Genomic DNA, 6065 nt, shown 5'->3' on the forward strand with positions numbered 1-6065 from the left:
GGTGCCAATATTTGACCACCTGTGGGGTGGCTGTCAAGGCCGCTGCCTTGATGCTGATGTTTTGAACGGTGAGGTCTCATAGCGGAAAAAATTTTTGTGGAGATACCTACTAGATCTTGACACGGACAAAAGCTTGCCGGGGCATTGCTCATGCAGGCTTTTTTTGGTATAATATCAGCAAAATAAACCATCACTATTCTTTCTTCTCCGGGCGAGAAGGAAGCACACAACCGTTTGAAGAATGCTCGGGCCGCAGGCTGGCTTGGGCCACACAACCTCCAAAAAGTTATTAAACAACCCTCTATAAACTATCCAAACACAAAGCCACGTATTTTGTTGATACGTGGCTTTTAATTTTTCTGTGAAAGGAGTGGTAAAAAATACTCAAAAGCACCTGGAGCGAACAGGCCAGGAAAACGGTGTTAAATTTGCTTGCAGACCAGAGTTCGGTTTCCATTAGCGAACTGGCTCTCAAACTGTATGGCAATGCGGCACCGCTCAACCTGGCGCGGACGATCTGCCAGCTGAACGGGTACATCAAGGAAGACCGGCGGTTTGCTGGCTGGCAGGTACAGAACCAAACAATCAAAAAAGCAGGGCAGCCCAAAGATTTGGCTGTCAGCTAGAAACGGGCTAAAGACCAGCCCGGTTTGCCTTTTAACCTTGAAGGAAAGGGAGGAAAGGAAACGGGCTTGTGCAGAAAGCCCGTTTCGTAATTTCATGGTCAAAACAGTAGGAGACACCAAGATATTCACCAACACACCGACTGAAGCAGACGTCAGAGCGGCAGTCAACAGCTTACAACCGCGGTACCGGGGAGCTAACTTCCAGATAACATTCCTCGGTTCGGTAGAGGTGCCGCTGGGCGTAGGCTACAAAGCCAGAGTGCGGCAGATCACCGTTTCTTTCCATCAAAACAGGGACGGCGAACTGTACTATACCACACACCTCTGGCGGGCGTTCCCGTTGACCGACCTGCCGGTAGGCCGCATCCGGAGCATCCGGGCGGTGCCGCCAGCCCGCGCGATCTACCAACGAAAAGAAACAGTACCGTTCACACCGTACGGTACTGTAAGAGGAAGGAAAATAGGTTGAACAAAAACCCGGCTTTGAGCCGGGTTAAACATTAGGGCCATCAGGGGCGTTTGCTTCTGAGAAAGGGGGTGTTGGACCTATGGAAGCGTTGCTTGCGCTGTCGCTCGTATTTCTTTCAGGCGCAATGTTTGCGGATTATTTCCGCAGATTGCTCAATGAAAGAAGCGGCGATGAACGCCGCAACCACCAATAGGTAAACTACCTCCAGAGGGGCTGGCCTCCCCTCTAAAACCTAATTACATTATATCACAAAAAAGGGGGAAAAGAAAATGCTGGACACAAGCCAAGCGGTTAAAGCGCTGGCAAGCTGGTTGCCCAGCGAAACCCAGAAGCTCGAGCTGGAGACCTACCAGTCGATAGTAAAAGTAATGGCTGTGCTGGAGAGGCACTGGCACGGCCAGAAAGAGATCGACTACAATTCGTTCACGTTGAGGGATGCCGAAACAGCGCTGTATGCGCTCTACGAATACGTCTGCCTTGACGAGATGGATGACGGAGAAGAAACAGCCAACGACCAGAACCCGCTGCACCAATACTGGCTTACCGAGGAGCTGCGGTACAGACTGCACTTTGCGCCGCCGCTTGCGGTTGAGCCAGACTACATCTGATGCGGAAGGGGGATGGCGATGTACAACTTTCTGTCAACAGACGAAAAATGGGACCTGATAGCCGTTTTACACAACTTGATTAGTTTAAAACGCCTGCACGATGCGGGCTACGATGTGCAGGGCCGCACGCTGGACATGGAAAACAAATACCAAACCAAAAGCGAAGACGTTGTAGGCAGCTACCTGGAGATCATCTTCGGGGAAGATAAAGTAGAGTACCGCCAAGACGCTTCCCAATTCCTGCTCAAAGACCCGCGTATAGGCTGTTTGCGCAGACAGCCCGGCTGGGAAGAAACGAAAAGAAAAATAGAATGGCTGCTGAACGACCTGGCAAACTGCACCAACGACTACTATTTTGAGGAAGCCGTCGCAGCGGCGGAGCTGGCCGACGACTGCATTATAATCCAAGTTGATGATGTTGTCACAGTGGACAACCAGCTCGTCGATGTGCTGATCAAACTCGACCGGTTTTTGGGCGAGGAGGCGAGCGGCCTTGATTAGTTATGAGGAAACGCTGATTCGGATCAACAACCGGGGCGAAATCTGGATCGAGTCGGAATACAACGGCACCAGGACCAGCAAACAAATCACCATTAAACAACTCTGCGACCTGTTTGCGGAAATGGCAGGAGAAGCAGAAGCAGTCAAAGCGGTGGTGTCGCCGGCACTTCCCAGGGGGTGCGTGGGCTACGCGGAACGGACCGACGGAGTAGTGACCGTAGCAATAGAATACAACGAACCGCATGCCGACGTAGTGTACTACAACACGAAATACGAAAACGTCCCGCAGCCGCGGATGGTGTTTTTCTACAAAGTGTACCAGGAACGGATCCGGGAAAGCTACGTTGCCTGCGTAAGCCGCAAAGAGTTATTTATAAACAACGACACGCCCCTGTACCGCTATCCGTACTCCAACGTCAGCGGCAGCTTCCAGATATGTTTCGGGGCAAACGCCCTGCCGAAAATCAAGGATTTAAGCCAGCTTGCGGGCCTGCCGTACTTTTTCGTATCCTGCCCGATGAACGACGACTGGTACGAAGGGGCGAACAGGTCCGGGCTGGTGCTGCGTGAACTGTTGGAGATAACGCAGGGCAAAGAGTTTGACGAAAACATCCTGGTTGATGCCAGCATAACATTCAAACAACTTTTTGAAAAAATAGGAGGGGTATAAAATGAGCGAAAAAGAAATGCTTGAACTCAGCTTTGAAGATATTGAAATTGAAAAGGATTTAGAACAAACAGCAGAAGGTTGCTGTGAAGCAGCCGAACCTTCTGCTGAACCTGAAGAAGAAATTGCTGAAGAAAGTGGGCAACTCACCCTGTTTGGCGCATTGGAAGGCGTAAAACCGGCAAATGCCAAGAAACCAGCTAAACAACCTGCCAGCACAGACAAAAAGGAAGATGACAAAGACAAACCAATCGGCAAACCGGTCGTCGTCTGCTACGCTGGCCAGAAAATCCCCGTTACCGACCCCAGCCTCACCCTGGAGCAGATCCGGGCGCGGCTCCAGAAAGATTTCCCCGAACTCACCAAGGACAACACGGACATGCAGTTTGATGAGAAAAACAGTATCGTCCGTGTTTACCCGATCGGGGAGAAAAGGGGGTAGGGGGGAAATGAACGAGCTGCGCGGCCACTTCAAAAGCATAAAAGAACTGGTTGAAAACATCCGGCCCATCAACATCCTGATGGGCCGCGATGGTTTGTACGAAGTGCGGAAAACCGAGCTGGGGACGTTCTCGGTCAAAACGGACCACGTCTACGATCTTGACGAAGTGGACGAAGGTTTTTGCCCGTCACTACCCAGGATACCGTTTGCGGTGCTGTCGGAAGTGCTGGCGTTTTTCAGGGCATACGCTGAAACGGAAGAACCCAGCGAAGTCTTGGCGGAGATATACTGGGACAGAGAAAACTTAAAATACTTTGCCTGGGTGCCTGAACAGGTGGTAACCAGCACAGAAATCAACGCCAGGATTGATCGGGAGATGAGCGAGCGGCATCTGCTGGTAGTCGAATGCCACAGTCACAACAACATGCCGGCAAAATTCAGCCAAACGGATGACGAAAACCAGCAGGCAACTGGGCTTTATCTGGTGGTTGGGAAGCTGAACAAATATTTTCCCGAGCTAAAACTCCGCATGTCCTGCGGCGGGAAATACAAAGAAATCCCGCTGGAGACGATGTTTGAGTACCCGTTCAGCGGGTATCCGCAGGATTGGGACAAAAAAGTGCAGAAAAGCAGGATCATCTTGCCGAACGAGGAGGAGCTTTTGTATGGAATATAACTTCAGTGAAGAATATTACGAAGTTGTGATAACGCAGGAAGCGCCGATAAAAGGCGCGACAATCCTGCTGGTCGGCACCGGCGGCAACGGTGGGTACATATTGTACTACCTGACCCGGCTATTAGCTGCCCTGCAGGAACAGAATGAGACAGAATACCGGCTGATCATCGCCGACGGGGATATCGTAGAAGAAGCAAACTGCCGGCGACAGAACTTCATCCGGCGGGACATCGGACGGAACAAAGCGCAGGTGTTGGCGGAACGGTACTCAGCGGCATACGGGCTGAACATCGAGTACATCGACCGCTACATCGAAGACAAAGAAACGCTCGGACGGTATCTTGCGCCATACTATGGAGTGAAGAAGATACTGGTCGGGGCGGTGGACAACAACCGCAGCCGGCAGCTGTTCCACGAATATTTCCAAGAGACAAACAGTCTGATCTGGCTGGACAGTGGCTGTGACGAATGGACTGGGCAGGTCGTGTGCGGGATCAAGAAGGACGGGCAAACTATCCTGCCTCCGGTTACGGAAGTTTATCCGGACATGCTGGCGGACAAAGACACGATTTTCAAGTCGGAAGAGAGTTGCAGCCAGCGGGTAGTCAGCGCCCCGCAGAACATTGCGACAAATATTATGGCCGGCACGATCGCGTTTCAGTATTTGAACAACATCCTCACGGATGGGAAGCTGGAGACGTACATGACCACGTTCAGCGCCAAAACTTCAACAGCGCGGCCGTGGTATATTACGAAAAATGTGTTCACAAATGAGGCTTTGGGAAAATAAGCTAATTGGATATAATAATTCTAAGAGGTGGAGCATAATGGCCAATAGAAGGTTCACGATAAACGATTGGCTGAAAAAAAACCCTGCCAACAACAGAGCCAGAGCCAGGGTAATGAGCCTGGCATCTGGCGGCAGGTCAGGGGACAAACCAAGAGATCCCGACAAAAGTGTTGCGTTAGCCAAGATGATCGGCCGCAGGCATCAGGCTTTAATCAGACAGGGATTTGTTGACATGAGCAGGTTTAAAACAGAAAGGAGAATCAGGTTCAATGTCCAGGGAGATGGTCATTAAGATTCTCCGAGCCATAGCTCGACTGAACAAAGAGATAAAGTCAGTTAATCCCCAAATTAAGCCGGTAATTGTTGGCGGCAGTGCTGTTTTGATTTATACCAGCGGCGGTTTTGTCACTCAGGATATTGACCTGGTGGTGGGAGACAGCTGGCGCAAGGATGTTGCGGCGATCTTGGAGAAAAATGGCTTTAAAAAAGGGACTGGCCGGCATTGGATTAACGATGAACTTGACTTGTTTGTAGAGATACCGGATGGAACTTTGGCTGGGGACTGGGAAAAGATCACGACTATTGAGATCGACGGCTCCGAAGTTTACCTAATAGGCCCGGAAGATCTAATCATCGACCGCCTCAACGCAGCCAAACATTGGCGCAGTCGCAGAGACGAAGAACAATGTATGTATCTGTTGGAGACAATGAGCAGCGAGCTGGACTGGGATTATTTAAACAAAAGGTCTAGCGAGGAACAAGTAGACGACAAACTTCACGAGTTAGTATTGCGGTTAAGCAGCGAGTGAAGGCAAATAGGCAAAGGCAGGTTCAAAACCCTGCCTTTGCTTTTCCTGCACCACAAGAAAAACACACAATTTCCCAACATCATCACTTCAAAGCACCAGGGGCGGCTGCCGCCGCCCCTGGGCGCGCGCGGGCCCGCCACCGACCAGCGAGCGAAGCTCGCGCAATGTCTTTTGGTGGTTATGTGTGATAATTGTATTTACTTTTGCATGAAAATGTATATAATAGAAATGGAGGTGTATATAATGGAACTCTCAGAACTGCTTAACCAACTGCCTGTAACAAAGAAAAGCAAATTATTTGAGAAAATCAAAACGTTGCAAAACGGCTTGCTCTTCCAAATAACCATATACGAGCCTTTTGCAAAATTAGCTTTTTTGTTAAAGGTAAAACATTGTTAGTCGTTTAGATGTACTCTTTTTTCGCTAGATTAAGGTCAAAAACCAAACCACAATGTAATTTAACATTTTATTCCAGGC

General features: G+C 50.0%; 11 protein-coding genes. 10 read left to right on the top strand and 1 reads right to left on the bottom strand.

Features of this window, described 5'->3' with window-relative positions:
• Window positions 1–194, bottom strand: a 194-nt coding sequence (locus HPY90_RS14615) for a hypothetical protein (protein ID WP_287195589.1), incomplete at its 3' end; no start/stop codon positions are given.
• A gap of 225 nt (window positions 195–419) precedes the next feature.
• Between HPY90_RS14615 and HPY90_RS14620 the strand changes: the two genes are divergently transcribed.
• The 10 genes from HPY90_RS14620 (at window position 420) to HPY90_RS14665 (ending at window position 5588) form a co-directional block, all read left to right on the top strand.
• Window positions 420–626, top strand: coding sequence for a hypothetical protein (locus HPY90_RS14620; RefSeq protein ID WP_287195591.1), 207 nt, complete (start codon window positions 420–422; stop codon window positions 624–626).
• Between the two features lie 37 nt (window positions 627–663).
• Window positions 664–1095, top strand: coding sequence for a hypothetical protein (locus HPY90_RS14625; protein WP_287195593.1), 432 nt, complete (start codon window positions 664–666; stop codon window positions 1093–1095).
• Between the two features lie 269 nt (window positions 1096–1364).
• Window positions 1365–1703 (top strand): hypothetical protein, encoded by a 339-nt coding sequence (locus tag HPY90_RS14630; protein WP_287195595.1) that lies wholly within the window; start codon window positions 1365–1367, stop codon window positions 1701–1703.
• An 18-nt stretch (window positions 1704–1721) separates the two neighbouring features.
• Window positions 1722–2204, top strand: a complete 483-nt coding sequence (locus tag HPY90_RS14635; protein WP_287195596.1) for a hypothetical protein — start codon at window positions 1722–1724, stop codon at window positions 2202–2204.
• Entirely contained in the window at window positions 2197–2874 is a 678-nt protein-coding gene (locus HPY90_RS14640; protein WP_287195598.1) for a hypothetical protein, read from the top strand. The genes HPY90_RS14635 and HPY90_RS14640 overlap by 8 nt, the downstream gene beginning before the upstream one ends.
• A gap of 1 nt (window position 2875) precedes the next feature.
• Window positions 2876–3313: a hypothetical protein gene (locus HPY90_RS14645; protein ID WP_287195600.1), complete on the top strand. Its 438-nt coding sequence runs from the start codon at window positions 2876–2878 to the stop codon at window positions 3311–3313.
• Between the two features lie 7 nt (window positions 3314–3320).
• On the top strand, window positions 3321–3989 hold the full coding sequence (locus HPY90_RS14650; RefSeq protein ID WP_287195602.1) for a Mov34/MPN/PAD-1 family protein: 669 nt from the start codon (window positions 3321–3323) through the stop codon (window positions 3987–3989).
• The gene (locus tag HPY90_RS14655; protein WP_287195604.1) at window positions 3979–4779 is read left to right on the top strand and encodes a ThiF family adenylyltransferase; all 801 of its coding nucleotides are present in this window, start codon (window positions 3979–3981) and stop codon (window positions 4777–4779) included. The genes HPY90_RS14650 and HPY90_RS14655 overlap by 11 nt, the downstream gene beginning before the upstream one ends.
• A 37-nt stretch (window positions 4780–4816) precedes the next feature.
• Window positions 4817–5071, top strand: a complete 255-nt coding sequence (locus HPY90_RS14660; protein WP_287195605.1) for a hypothetical protein — start codon at window positions 4817–4819, stop codon at window positions 5069–5071.
• On the top strand, window positions 5049–5588 hold the full coding sequence (locus tag HPY90_RS14665) for a DUF6036 family nucleotidyltransferase (protein WP_287195607.1): 540 nt from the start codon (window positions 5049–5051) through the stop codon (window positions 5586–5588). Before HPY90_RS14660 ends, HPY90_RS14665 begins: the two co-directional genes overlap by 23 nt.
• Window positions 5589–6065: the final 477 nt, after the last annotated feature.

The organism is Syntrophothermus sp. (assembly GCF_013314835.1).
GTDB classification, from domain to species: Bacteria; Bacillota; Syntrophomonadia; order Syntrophomonadales; family Syntrophothermaceae; genus Syntrophothermus; species Syntrophothermus lipocalidus.